Annotated in this window: 13 protein-coding genes and 1 other RNA gene; 8 read left to right on the top strand and 6 right to left on the bottom strand. The window is 32.8% G+C overall.

Annotated features, from left to right (window positions below):
* Positions 1-76 precede the first annotated feature (76 nt).
* The 4 genes from BWZ20_RS01415 to BWZ20_RS01400 all read left to right on the top strand — a co-directional run bounded on the left by BWZ20_RS01415 (position 77) and on the right by BWZ20_RS01400 (position 2,400).
* Positions 77-304, top strand: a complete 228-nt coding sequence (locus tag BWZ20_RS01415) for a hypothetical protein (RefSeq protein WP_076615264.1) — start codon at positions 77-79, stop codon at positions 302-304.
* Between the two features lie 11 nt (positions 305-315).
* Positions 316-627 carry a hypothetical protein gene (locus BWZ20_RS01410; RefSeq protein WP_076615261.1) on the top strand — a complete coding sequence of 104 codons (312 nt, stop codon included), beginning with the start codon at positions 316-318 and terminating at the stop codon, positions 625-627.
* 42 nt (positions 628-669) lie between these two features.
* Positions 670-1,641, top strand: coding sequence for a sodium-dependent bicarbonate transport family permease (locus BWZ20_RS01405; RefSeq protein ID WP_076615259.1), 972 nt, complete (start codon positions 670-672; stop codon positions 1,639-1,641).
* Positions 1,642-1,935: 294 nt separating this feature from the next.
* A complete protein-coding gene (locus BWZ20_RS01400) occupies positions 1,936-2,400 on the top strand; it encodes a nuclear transport factor 2 family protein (protein ID WP_076615256.1) in 465 nt (154 codons plus the stop codon).
* 100 nt (positions 2,401-2,500) lie between these two features.
* Here the strand turns inward: BWZ20_RS01400 and BWZ20_RS01395 are convergent, their stop codons facing one another.
* The 5 genes from BWZ20_RS01395 to BWZ20_RS01375 form a co-directional block, all read right to left on the bottom strand.
* The gene (locus BWZ20_RS01395) at positions 2,501-3,049 is read right to left on the bottom strand and encodes a 1-acyl-sn-glycerol-3-phosphate acyltransferase (RefSeq protein WP_076615254.1); all 549 of its coding nucleotides are present in this window, start codon (positions 3,047-3,049) and stop codon (positions 2,501-2,503) included.
* Between the two features lies 1 nt (position 3,050).
* On the bottom strand, positions 3,051-4,133 hold the full coding sequence (locus tag BWZ20_RS01390; RefSeq protein WP_076615252.1) for an iron-containing alcohol dehydrogenase family protein: 1,083 nt from the start codon (positions 4,131-4,133) through the stop codon (positions 3,051-3,053).
* A 39-nt stretch (positions 4,134-4,172) separates the two neighbouring features.
* Complete coding sequence (locus BWZ20_RS01385) at positions 4,173-4,883, bottom strand: HAD family hydrolase (protein ID WP_076615250.1); 711 nt, start codon at positions 4,881-4,883, stop codon at positions 4,173-4,175.
* A 61-nt stretch (positions 4,884-4,944) separates the two neighbouring features.
* On the bottom strand, positions 4,945-5,673 hold the full coding sequence (gene kdsB, locus BWZ20_RS01380) for a 3-deoxy-manno-octulosonate cytidylyltransferase (protein ID WP_076615247.1): 729 nt from the start codon (positions 5,671-5,673) through the stop codon (positions 4,945-4,947).
* 40 nt (positions 5,674-5,713) lie between these two features.
* Positions 5,714-7,156 (bottom strand): ATP-dependent RecD-like DNA helicase, encoded by a 1,443-nt coding sequence (locus BWZ20_RS01375; RefSeq protein WP_076615245.1) that lies wholly within the window; start codon positions 7,154-7,156, stop codon positions 5,714-5,716.
* 148 nt (positions 7,157-7,304) lie between these two features.
* Here BWZ20_RS01375 and BWZ20_RS01370 point away from each other — a divergent pair, with 148 nt between their 5' ends.
* Genes BWZ20_RS01370 through BWZ20_RS01360 form a run of 3 tightly spaced genes read left to right on the top strand, consistent with a single transcriptional unit; the run spans position 7,305 to position 9,376 of the window.
* A complete protein-coding gene (locus tag BWZ20_RS01370) occupies positions 7,305-8,027 on the top strand; it encodes a hypothetical protein (protein ID WP_076615243.1) in 723 nt (240 codons plus the stop codon).
* 3 nt (positions 8,028-8,030) lie between these two features.
* The gene (locus BWZ20_RS01365) at positions 8,031-8,837 is read left to right on the top strand and encodes a DUF3822 family protein (RefSeq protein ID WP_076615241.1); all 807 of its coding nucleotides are present in this window, start codon (positions 8,031-8,033) and stop codon (positions 8,835-8,837) included.
* Positions 8,837-9,376, top strand: coding sequence for an RsmD family RNA methyltransferase (locus tag BWZ20_RS01360; protein ID WP_076615238.1), 540 nt, complete (start codon positions 8,837-8,839; stop codon positions 9,374-9,376). Before BWZ20_RS01365 ends, BWZ20_RS01360 begins: the two co-directional genes overlap by 1 nt.
* A gap of 35 nt (positions 9,377-9,411) precedes the next feature.
* On the opposite strand, the gene rnpB is transcribed toward BWZ20_RS01360, so the two are convergent.
* Positions 9,412-9,728, bottom strand: an RNA gene (gene rnpB / locus BWZ20_RS01355) — RNase P RNA component class A.
* Positions 9,729-9,830: 102 nt separating this feature from the next.
* Here rnpB and dnaX point away from each other — a divergent pair.
* A complete protein-coding gene (gene dnaX, locus BWZ20_RS01350; RefSeq protein WP_076615236.1) occupies positions 9,831-11,555 on the top strand; it encodes a DNA polymerase III subunit gamma/tau in 1,725 nt (574 codons plus the stop codon).
* Positions 11,556-11,558: the final 3 nt, after the last annotated feature.

Below are 11,558 nucleotides of genomic sequence, written 5' to 3'. Positions count from 1 at the left end.
TATATGATTAAAAATATATATAAAAATAAATAAAAAAAATGTTTCAATTTTGCCTAGAATTTAAAATCAGTAGATAATGGATAGAATTGAACCAAATTCAAACTTTAAAGATGTTGAGTTAGATGAAAAAAAAGCAGCGCAGCGCACTAAAATTCAAGTAGCAATTACGTTGTTGATTTTATCTGGTCTCATTACCCTATCATATATTAATGACAATATTTTTATAGAATACCTTGCTGTATGTGCCTTTATTATATCGTGCATATGCATAATAAGACTTACAGAAACTAAATTAAATAATTAACGAAAAACAATATGTCTGACACAAAAACAAAAAACAAAATAGAAAAAGCAACCCAAGAGGTTAATCTAGTAGAAGGTTTATTTAGACCATCTGAAGCCGATTTTTTAATTAATGTGCTAATTGAAGAAAAGATAAACTTTCATAGACTACAAAAGTTAAGTCTCTGCATAGGACAGGAACAGGCAGATACAAAATATGAATGTAGTAGAATTGACGAACTTTTAAAAGAAAAACAAATAGCTAAGGATTACATTTCAATTGCTAGAAAGGAAGGCTATAATGTGGTTATTAATGGTACACTTAATATATCGTTTGTAAAATAACATCAACCTAAAATATCATATCCTTTCTGAGACTATTTTACAATGGATCTGCATTTATTATTCGATAATTTAACAAATCCTGCATTACTGTTTTTCTTTTTAGGCATTATTGCAGTACAGTTAAAAAGTGATTTAGAAATACCTCCTAATTCCTCAAAATTTATTTCGCTCTATCTGCTTTTATCAATTGGTTTTAAAGGTGGACAAGAACTCTCTCACAGCGACCTAAATTTAGAAATAATTTGGTCGCTTTTATTTGGCATATTATTAGCTATTGCAGTACCTATTTACACATACTTTATCTTAAGGCGAAAGTTTAGTGTAGCCAATGCTGGTGCTATAGCAGCTTCTTATGGGTCTGTAAGTGCTGTAACATTTGTTACAGCAATATCATTTTTAGAGATCGAGCAGATATCATTTGGTGGTCATATGGTAGCAGTAATGGCTTTAATGGAAGCACCCTCGATAATTATAGGTCTGCTGCTCATTTCTATATACGACAAAGAAAATGCCATAAAAATGTCAATGGGAAAAGTTGCAAAACATGCCTTAACCAATGGCAGCGTTCTTTTAATTCTAGGAAGTTTAGTTGTTGGTTTTTTGGCTAGCGAACAACAGGCAGAAGGCATAAAACCATTTACAACAGATATTTTTAAGGGGTTTTTAGCTGTGTTTCTATTAGACATGGGTATTACTAGTGGTAAAAAATTATCTTCTTTTCTTAAAAAAGGGTGGTTCGCTCTTGTATTTGCTATCATTATTCCGATTATAAACGGAAGTTTAGTGGCAGTTGTAAGTTCTATATTTACACAAAGCGAAGGAAACCGGTTATTATTTGCTATACTAGCGGCTAGTGCTTCTTACATAGCAGTACCTGCGGCAATGCGTATTGCAGTACCAAAAGCTAATCCAAGTTTGTATTTGCCTATGGCATTGGCAATTACATTTCCATTTAATATTACATTAGGTATGCCTTTGTACCTTTGTATTATTCAAATGTGCTCTATTTTTTAAACTCAAAAAGGCTTCCAATGTCGGAAGCCTTTTCTCTCTTTCATAACAATTTTTAAAACTCAAAAAAAATTATTAATGGTTAAAAGAATCGAATAAGGTAGATAAAAAAGGCTAAGCGTCACCTATCTTAATCTTTTCTAATCCCTAAGCTAAATTCAACGCCAAAGTAAAAAGTATATGTTGGAATTTAAGCCCAAAGATTTATCTCACCCTTGTTCTGACATACTTACGTAATTATGATAAAGATGGTTTTATAAATATTTAAATTATTTATTTAAATTTAAATTAAAGATCATGAAACATACAATTACTAAGTTTTACGATGCGTTTAAACAGTTAAATGCTTCTGCAATGACATCATTATATCATGAGGATATTGTTTTTGAAGACCCAGCTTTTGGCACTTTAAATGGCGTAAGAGCAATTGAAATGTGGTATATGCTTTGCGATTCTCAAAAAGATAAAAACTTTAGAATTGAAGTTACAAATATTACTGATAACTCAGCCTCCTGGGAAGCCTTTTACACCTTTAGTAAAACGGGCAGGAATGTTCATAATAAAATTAGGGCAACCTTTGAGTTTAAAGACGGTTTAATAGTAAGACACACAGACTGCTTTAGTCTTTACATTTGGGCAAAACAGGCTATAGGAATTAAGGGTTGGCTTTTAGGTAACACGGGTTTTTTTAAAAAGAAATTACAAGCTAGAACCAATGATTTGCTCAACAAGTATATAGACAAAAAAAAGCTACCTAAGTAAATAGATAGCTTTTTTTTAAGGCAATGTTTCTTTTTAGGGACTTAAGTGTTTACTTTATGTTTCATTTCATAATAAACTTTGCAAATCTTATGCCAAAATTTTAACTATACTCTTTCACTTTACCTTCAACACCTTGATAAAAGGCTTCCATAAATTTAAAATCTTCTTCAATATCATCTGTAGGGTAAAAAGGTTCAGAAATTTTGTTTTGCTTATTTTTAAAATCTAAGGTAAACATTATAATTGGCACGTTAGCTGCTTTTGCTATGTAGTAAAATCCTGTCCGCCAATTTTCAACTTTTTTTCGCGTTCCTTCTGGTGCTAGTGTTAACCTAAATTCTTCTTCCTTATTAAATAATTGAGCGATAGCTTCAACTTTATTTTGACCAGAAGTTCTGTCTAAGGCTTTTCCACCTACTGCTCTAAAATAATAACCAAATGGCCATTTAAATAGTTCTTTTTTTGCTACAAAATTAGTTTTAACACCTGTAATTTTTCGTAATAAAATACCAATGTAAAAATCGTGCCAGCTTGTATGAGGTAAAGCAATGATAACCGCCTTTTTAATTTTATCTTTTGAGAAATTAGTGTTGCCCAGAATTTTCCACCCTAAAACTTTAAAATAAATAAACCTAGCTAACCAGCGCATTTTACATTTTTTTATAGAGTGCTAGCAGTGTGTCTCTGGTAATCTTTGCTTTCCAATTTTTACCTATAGCATTTTCCCATAATGGTTCTAAGCTTAAGGCTACATCAATCATTTTGTTTAGTTGATTGTTGTCTAATTCTGCACAGATACCTTGCGGAAGCTCGATACCATGCTTTTCTTTCATTTTTTTGAACATGGCGACTCCGCTAGGATAATAATCCTTTAAATGATCAAATACTATGCAGTTACCAATACCATGTTTAATGCCTAGAAGGTAACTTAGCCCGTAACTCATGGCGTGCGCTACACCTACCTGAGAATATGCAATACTCATACCGCCATGCCATGATGCCATCATTAATTTATCTTGTGATGCTTCTTTAGATAAACTATCGCCTAAGAAAATTTCTTCACAGAGCTCAAAAGCCTTTTCTCCGTAGCTTTGGCTAAATGCGTTAAGATAAGAACCGTTGAGAGACTCTACACAATGTACAAAACAGTCCATACCTGTATAAAACCACTGATTTCTTGGAACATCTTTGGTTAATTCAGGATCTAAAATCACTTGGTCAAACGGTGTATAATCACTGTTAATTCCTAATTTGCGCTCTGGTCCTGTTAAGATTGTGGTTCTAGATACTTCTGCTCCCGTTCCAGAAATAGTTGGTATACCAACATGATAAATGGCTGGGTTTTTTATTAGGTCCCAACCTTGGTAATCTTTAGACTGGCCTTTATTAGTAAGCATCAGAGAAACTGCTTTGGCTATATCCATTACTATACCGCCACCTATGCCTATGATACCAGAAGGCAACTCACTATATTCTAAGATAATATCTTCTACTAGCTGATCTATTTGTGATGTTTTAGGCTCTTCTTTGGTGGGTACGTAAATGATCTTGTCTTTATATGAGAGGGTAATTCTTGAAGTTAACCAATGATTGCCTTTAAAGACATCATCTACATAAAATATAAATGGCGCATTGCGTCCTTTTCTTTTGGGTGCCAAAATTTCATCTAATTGATTGAAACTTCCGCGTCCAAAAACAACTCTAGACACCATTGGATAATTTTTATATGTCATTTACTTTTTAATCTTTAACAAAAATAAAACTTAGTTTGTTTATTTAGCCTTTATAAAATTTAAAATCTCTTTTAGGTTGGCAACCGTTTTATATTCTAGACCGTTTGTTTCTTTTTTACTCACTTTTTCATGTTGCCAAGTGGTATGAAAAGGAACGTGTATGGCTTTTGCGCCAATGTTTACCAAGGGCAAAATATCAGATTTTAATGAGTTACCTATCATTAAAAATTCCGATGGCTGAATATCTAAATGTTTTAAGAGTTTTTCGTAGTTGGCTTCTTGTTTTTCGCTCAATACTTCTATATGATGAAAATAATCTAACAATCCGGATTTTTCTAGCTTACGTTCTTGATCTAACAAATCGCCTTTTGTGACAAGGATTAATCTGTAATCTTTAGATAAAGTTTTTAAAACCTCCTCAACTCCGTCTAGTAATTCAATGGGTTTATTAATCATATCTTTACCGATATCTAAGATCTTAGAAATTATATCGTTAGAGACTCTGCTATTGGATAGCGCAATGGCTAATTCTACCATAGACAACACAAAACCCTTTACTCCATAACCATAGGTAGGTAGATTTTTCATTTCCATTTTAAAAAGCTCTTGGTCTATTTTATTTGGTGTCTCGTAATGCGACAACAAACGCCCAACCTCCTCTTCTGCCTCTCTAAAATAGGTTTCATTGACCCACAGCGTATCGTCTGCATCAAAGCCTATGACTTTTATGTTGTTATAAGTATTAATCATTTTTCATAAATAGTTACTAGAACAACACTTCGATAAGCTAAGTGTGACTGTTCAGCACAAACTATTTCCACAATTTTTTAGCTCTTTCTAAATCCTCTGGAGTGTCAATTTCTACCCCTTGTACCTTTGTCTCTACCATTTTAATTTTTTTACCATATTCTAAATATCTGATACATTCTATCTTTTCTGTGGCTTCAATATATTGCATTGGTAAAACGGTAAAATCTAATAAAGCTTGTTTTCTAAAGGCATAAATGCCTTTATGCTTAAAATATCTCGCTCCTGCTTCTTTGTCTCTAGGATATGGTATTGGACTTCTAGAAAAATACAAAGCAAAGTTCTTATGATCTACAATAACCTTTACTGTATTTGGATTGGAAATTTCATCCCAATCGGTAATTTCTACCATTAAAGATGCTAAATCAATTTCGTTTTTGGTATCATCCTTGTAAACCTCTAATACTTTACTTAAACTCTCGCGTTCTGTAAATGGCTCGTCACCTTGAACGTTTACCACGATATCACAATCTATATTTGCTACAGCTTCTGCAATTCTATCACTACCAGATTCGTGCTCTTTTTGGCTCATGATGGCTTTTCCGCCATGGTTTATTATTTCGTTATAGATAATGGTACTGTCTGTTACAACATAGACTTCATCAAAGAGGTTTGTTGCTAATGTGGCTTCGTAAGTTCTTAGGATTACTGATTTTCCGGCTAAATTTTGCATTAATTTACCCGGAAAACGTGATGCACTATAACGTGCAGGAATCATTGATATAATCTTCATATATCTGCTTTATCAGTATTCAAAAATAAAGTTTTCTATTTTAAATAGCGTCGTTTTCTGCAAACATTTCATCTTTAAATCCTATAAGATAGAGTTTCTCTTTGGCGCGAGTAACAGCAGTATATAGCCAACGTAAATAATCTTTATCCATGCCGTTTGGTAAGTAAGGTTGTTCTACAAATATTGTATTCCATTGACCACCTTGCGATTTATGGCATGTTATTGCATAAGAAAACTTAACCTGCAATGCGTTAAAATACTTGTTGTTTTTAACTCCTAAAAAACGCTTATAATTACTTGTTTCATTTGCATAATCTTTAGCTACTTCTTGATAAAGTCTATTGGATTCTTCATAACTTAGAGAAGCACTTTCTACATGTATTGTATCTAATAGTAAAACGGTTTCAAAGGGTCGCATTCGTGGATAATCTACCATTTTTACCTTTACTTCTGCAAATTTAAAACCGTATAATTCTTTAATACTAAAGATTTCTAAAACCTCAATGATATCACCATTAGCAATGAAGCCTGCTTCGGTTGTTGGTTTTATCCAAAAGTAGTTGTTCTTAACGACCATAAGATAGTCACCTGCAGATAATTCACTTTCGTTAAATAATATGCGTTCTCTTATCTGTTTGTTGTAAAGGTTTGCTCTTTTGTTGCTTCTAACTATGATTGCTGTTTCTTCATAGCCATTGCTGCTGTAGGCGTCATTAATAGCATCCATTATTTCGTAGCCATCGACTAATCTTACAATATCTTTATATGGTTTAATATTGAATTTGAAGCTCTCAAAAAATCCAGAATCTAGCGTAGCCCTTAGCTCTGTAGCGTTTTCTAAAATGCCAGAGTTTTGCTCTTGCCTAACGACTTCGTCCAATTCAACACCAAAAATATCTTTATTATAATTTAGGCTTAATTTATCTGAATCTAACGCTGGACTTAAATCTGATTTTACTGGTGGTAATTGTGCTTTATCACCTATTAATAATAATTTGCACTGGTGACCAGAATACACATATTGCATTAAATCATCTAGTAACGATCCGTTTTCAAACAATTTAGAATCTGATGGAGCGTCTGGTATCATAGAGGCTTCATCAACAATAAATAGTGTGTTTCTGTGCTTGTTGGGCTGCATTACAAAGGTTACTCCACCTCCTTTTTCTTTCTTCGGGTAATAAATTTTTCTGTGTATTGTAAAGGCTTCTTTTTTAGAATAATTAGAAATTACTTTTGCTGCCCTACCTGTAGGTGCCATTAGCACAGCACTTTTTTTTGCTTGCCATAAATTGTTTACTATGGTACCCACAATACTTGTTTTTCCTGTACCTGCATAGCCTTTTAATAAATATGTCTCATTTGAAGACTTATTAAAAATAAACTGTGACAATTGCATTAACACCTTATCTTGCTTATTAGTAGGTGCAAATGGAAATTTAGACTTTAATAGTGTGTAAAATGCAGAAGCATTGGTGATCATATAGAATTAAATTATAAGCAATATAGCATTATTATAATTTCATAAAAAACCGATCTTTATTTTCAATGATTTTTATTTAGATTATTTTTCCCAATAAAAAAAAATTGTAGATTTGCGAGAGAGCTAATTAATAAATAAAAACTAAAAAATGGTAATTGCAGCAATAATTGGTATTATTCTATTAACCATCCTCATTGTATGGTTAATAGACAAGTTTGTTCCTAGAAAATTAAAACCGATCATTAATTTAGTGCTTTGGGCACTTATTATTTTTCTTGGGTATATTACCTTTATGTCTGTATACAAAGAGATACAATTCAACCAGTTAAAAGTAGAGCGTTATAAAGTTGTTATCGATAGGTTGGTAGATATTAGAGATTCTCAGCTAGCATATAAGGAAGTTAATGGAGAATACGCTGGTAGTTTTGATAAACTGATAAATTTTATTGAAAACGATAGTATTCCAATTACCCAAAGACGCGACAGCACAGTCTTAGACGTTGAGCGTACACGTGCCTTTGGTGGCGTAGAGACGTTTAAAACCATTACAATTATAGATACTTTAGACTATTGGAATGTTAAAGACTCAATTTTTAAAGGCGATAAGCGATATAAAAACTTAGCAAAAGTTGGCGTTGGTAAAGAAGATGCAAAGTTTAAGTTACAAGCGGGAAAGTTAGAAGACATTCCGGTGTTTGAAGCAAGTGTAGATAAGTCTATTGTATTAGATGGACAAGAAAAATACCTAATAGAAAAAGAACGCCAAGCTGTATCTATTGCAGGTGTTAAGGGTGCATCAGTTAAAATTGGTTCCATGGAAGAAGTTAATACCAGCGGAAATTGGGGCAAGGACTTGTCTGTAAAGGAATAAGTTTTGAATAAAAATAATATCAAAGAATTGTCCATTCAAGTTAATTTGAATGGGCTTTCTTTTTGTATACTAAACAGAACCATCAACACTATTGAGTATCTCAATAAAATTGCGTTTAGTGCTAAATTAAACCCTTTTGATGTACTAAATCGCTTAAAAACAGAATTAAGTGCCAACTCAGTATTTTCAGACACGTTTGATGCTGTTACAATTATACACCAAAATGAGCTTTCAACACTGGTACCCAAAGCACTTTATGACGAAAGCAATAAAGCCGACTATTTAAAATTCAATACAAAAATCCTAAAAACAGACTATATTACGCATGATGATGTTGCAGTTAATAAAAGTATAAACGTGTATATACCTTACATTAACATCAACAATTATATTTTTGAAACCTTTGGCGAGTTCACCTACAAACACTCTTCTACCGTATTATTAGATGCTGTTTTACAAAAAGCAGGCGAAAGTCATAATACAGAAGTATATCTTCATGTTAACAAAACTATGATTGAAATAACAGTGGTAGAAAATAAAAAACTTCAATTATTTAATGTTTTTGAATACCATAGTAAAGAAGATTTTATTTACTATGTTCTGTTTGTTTTTGAACAATTAAACCTCGATGTTGAGACGACTGTATTGCAAATAAGCGGAACCATTGATAAAAATGATAAATTATATCATTTATTATACACATACATAAGACATGTAGAGTTTGAGAGAAATAACTTTAATTTTAAGTATTCTGAAAACATCGTCACAAGCAAATTACATCATTATCATTTGATTCTAAATACGTTTTAATGCGCATCATCACCGGAACATTTAAAGGTCGAAAGATTGTAGCACCTTCGAGATTGCCAGTGCGGCCCACTACAGATATGGCCAAAGAAGCCCTCTTTAACATTCTTAACAATCAATATTATTTTGATGATATCTCTGTATTAGATTTATTTTCTGGCACAGGAAATATCAGTTACGAATTCGCCTCAAGAGGCACAGAGCAAATTACAGCTGTAGACGATCACTTTGGCTGCATAAAATTTATAAACACTACTGCAGAAGCATTTGAGATGCCTATAACAACTATAAAAAGTGATGTTTTTAAATTTTTAGAAAATAATAACCAGCAATACAGCATCATTTTTGCCGATCCTCCATATGATTTTAATGTAGAACTATTCTCAAAAATTCCTGAGTTGATATTTAACAATAATTTACTCCAGGAAGAAGGACTTTTAATCATAGAGCACTCTAAACACACAGAATTAAGCCATATGGAGCACTACTCCTATTCTAAAAAATATGGTGGTAATATGTTTAGTTTTTTTAAATATGATTAAAAACAAAGCTTCGCGTTTAACACGAAGCTCGTTTTAAAACCAGCAAATCTATAAGCCGAATTCTGTATTGAGACCTTTATAGTTTCAACCCTTATCATTTATCTACGTTTACTGTTACCAGCAAACTTTAGCTGCCTACCCTCCAACATCGAACGTGCAGCCCTCAAACGTTGGTATACATGACATTGCACCGCATAGAGTTTACCTGATTTCACTACAGCATTACCTGTACATACTTTCTGTTGCACTTTTCCTAACCTCTCGGCTGGTGGCTATTAACCACTATGCTTGCACTATGGTGTTCGGACTTTCCTACCCTAATTAAATTAGAATCGATAAGGCGATTTACTAGCCGTCAAAATTACATAAATTGTTAATAACTCCTATTAAATTTTAATCTAGAGAAATGGCTATTTTGTGGTTATTCTTAAATTTGTGTTTTAGTTACTTTTCAATGGAGCATTTTGTAGTTTCGGCACGTAAGTATAGACCACAAACCTTTAAGGATGTTGTTGGCCAACAAGCCATTACCAATACATTGCTCAATGCTATTGAAAACAATCATTTAGCACAGGCTTTACTTTTTACGGGACCACGTGGTGTTGGTAAAACCACATGCGCTCGTATTTTAGCAAAAATGATAAATAGTGACGGTAATACAAGCGATGATGAAGATTTTGCCTTCAATATTTTTGAGTTAGATGCAGCCTCCAACAACTCTGTAGATGATATTAGAAACTTAACCGACCAAGTTAGGATTCCACCACAAGTCGGTAAATATAAAGTGTACATTATAGATGAGGTGCACATGCTTTCTCAATCGGCATTTAATGCATTTCTTAAAACCTTAGAAGAGCCACCAAAGCACTGTATATTTATACTGGCAACTACAGAAAAGCATAAAATTATTCCAACGATTTTATCGAGATGTCAAATATTTGATTTTAAACGCATTACCGTAACCGATGCAAAAGAATACTTAAAGTACATAGCAGAAGAACAAGGTGTAACTGCAGAAGATGATGCTTTACATATTATTGCACAGAAATCTGACGGTGCCATGCGAGATGCTTTATCTATTTTTGATAGAGTTGTAAGTTTTTCTGGTAAAAATTTAACCAGACAAGCTGTAACCGAAAATCTTAATGTTTTAGATTATGAAACGTATTTTGAGAGTACTAATTTAATCTTAGAAAACAAAATTCCTGATGTATTGGTGCAGTTTAATACCATATTATCTAAAGGGTTTGATGGCCATCATTACATTGCTGGTTTGGCGTCGCATTTTAGAGATTTAATGGTTTGTAAAAATCAAGCCACAATAGAATTGCTAGAAGTTGGTGAGGAGACCAAGCAAAAATATCTAGAGCAATCTCGAAAAACATCAAACACATTCTTACTTAAAGGCATAGAGCTCGCCAACGATTGCGACTTAAAATACAAAACGAGTAAAAACCAAAGATTACTGGTTGAGTTAACACTTATGCAACTAGCCTCTATCACTTTTGATGGAGAAAAAAAAAATGACAGACATTTCATAATTCCACCTTCTTATTTTCAGGCAAAAGGTATTACACCAATTACTGTTAATAAACCAACAGAACAGGCAAAACCTACTGTGCAACAACCAAAGGTTGAGAAAAAAGAAGAACTGAAAGAAACACTTACAGCAGTTTCTGAGCCTATTACAATTCCAAAAATATCAATCGATAAAGCTAAAAAAGCAACTTCTGGCTTATCATTAAAAAGTATTAGAGAGAAAAAAGAGCATCAAATACGGCAATTAGATGTTGTTATAGACGAGGAAGACTTACCAAAAGAACCTGTGTCTCAAGACGCATTAACTAAAGTCTGGAATGACTACATCAATTCTATGTCTAAAAAAGGTGAAAAAATATTAGCTTCCATACTGCAAATGGATAAGCCTAAACTAAAGGGCACTGCAATTTATCTCACATATTCAAACAATACTAACAAGATAGAGTTAGAACGTGCGCAATTCCCACTTCTCGCCTATTTACGCAAAACACTAAAAAACTATGACCTTCATTTAGACATTACTGTAAATGAGGAAGTGGCAAAAAAGTATGCCTTTACACCAAGAGAAAAATACGAAAAGCTAAAAGAAAAGAATCCAAATATAGAATTACTAAAGAAAACCTTCGGATTAGACATATAAACT

It is taken from the genome of Winogradskyella sp. J14-2 (assembly GCF_001971725.1).
In the GTDB taxonomy this organism is placed as follows: domain Bacteria; phylum Bacteroidota; class Bacteroidia; order Flavobacteriales; family Flavobacteriaceae; genus Winogradskyella.
This window is presented reverse-complemented; position numbering and strand designations above follow the sequence as displayed.

Bases quoted from the DNA above. Each gene is read 5' to 3' on its own strand.
- BWZ20_RS01415 (WP_076615264.1), top strand. From the start codon at position 77: ATGGATAGAATTGAACCAAATTCAAACTTTAAAGATGTTGAGTTAGAT.
- BWZ20_RS01410 (WP_076615261.1), top strand. From the start codon at position 316: ATGTCTGACACAAAAACAAAAAACAAAATAGAAAAAGCAACCCAAGAG.
- BWZ20_RS01395 (WP_076615254.1), bottom strand. From the start codon at position 3,049: ATGCGCTGGTTAGCTAGGTTTATTTATTTTAAAGTTTTAGGGTGGAAA.
- BWZ20_RS01390 (WP_076615252.1), bottom strand. From the start codon at position 4,133: ATGACATATAAAAATTATCCAATGGTGTCTAGAGTTGTTTTTGGACGC.
- BWZ20_RS01360 (WP_076615238.1), top strand. From the start codon at position 8,837: ATGCGCATCATCACCGGAACATTTAAAGGTCGAAAGATTGTAGCACCT.
- dnaX (WP_076615236.1), top strand. From the start codon at position 9,831: ATGGAGCATTTTGTAGTTTCGGCACGTAAGTATAGACCACAAACCTTT.
- BWZ20_RS01385 (WP_076615250.1), bottom strand. From the start codon at position 4,883: ATGATTAATACTTATAACAACATAAAAGTCATAGGCTTTGATGCAGAC.
- BWZ20_RS01405 (WP_076615259.1), top strand. From the start codon at position 670: ATGGATCTGCATTTATTATTCGATAATTTAACAAATCCTGCATTACTG.
- BWZ20_RS01400 (WP_076615256.1), top strand. From the start codon at position 1,936: ATGAAACATACAATTACTAAGTTTTACGATGCGTTTAAACAGTTAAAT.
- kdsB (WP_076615247.1), bottom strand. From the start codon at position 5,673: ATGAAGATTATATCAATGATTCCTGCACGTTATAGTGCATCACGTTTT.
- BWZ20_RS01375 (WP_076615245.1), bottom strand. From the start codon at position 7,156: ATGATCACCAATGCTTCTGCATTTTACACACTATTAAAGTCTAAATTT.
- BWZ20_RS01370 (WP_076615243.1), top strand. From the start codon at position 7,305: ATGGTAATTGCAGCAATAATTGGTATTATTCTATTAACCATCCTCATT.